At 52.1% G+C, this 447-nt stretch carries 1 protein-coding gene; it reads left to right on the forward strand.

Going from position 1 to position 447, the window contains the following annotated elements; translation table 11 throughout:
- The first annotated feature begins 60 nt into the window (after nucleotides 1-60).
- Complete coding sequence (locus FDX01_RS23350; RefSeq protein WP_349290580.1) at nucleotides 61-432, forward strand: hypothetical protein; 372 nt, start codon at nucleotides 61-63, stop codon at nucleotides 430-432.
- The last annotated feature ends 15 nt before the right edge of the window (nucleotides 433-447 follow it).

Consider the following 447-nt stretch of genomic DNA (forward strand, 5'->3'; position numbering starts at 1 on the left):
TTCTGGGCTTGGCGTGGTTGGCAAGCCGCTGAATTAGCATCAGAGCAAAAGCTCACAGACATGGCAGTGCAGCTCGCTAACGCCGAGAGCAAGTGCAGGGAGCTGGCGGCGGAGAGCGATAAAACCAGCGAGAGAATGCAGCAACTCATTAAGATTATCAACAATGCAGACAATGACTACTGCATGTGTGGTGACGCCATGAAAAACCACACCCACGGTGGATGCGGGCACCCAACTGGAATGTTTGATTATCACTACAACCAGTGGCTTCAGGCCGAAAATAAAACCCCGGCCACCGACGCATTCCTGGCTGAAGTGCGGGCGCAGGGTGTGGAGATGGCGGCTTGTGCCCTTGATGACGTAAACCAATTTAATTATGCAAACATGCTTGACGATTTAGCGCAGAAAATTCGCCAGGAGGCAGCCCAATGACAGCACTCAACAAAC

It is taken from the genome of Citrobacter sp. wls613 (genome assembly GCF_005281195.1).
Classification (GTDB): Bacteria; Pseudomonadota; Gammaproteobacteria; order Enterobacterales; family Enterobacteriaceae; genus Citrobacter; species Citrobacter gillenii.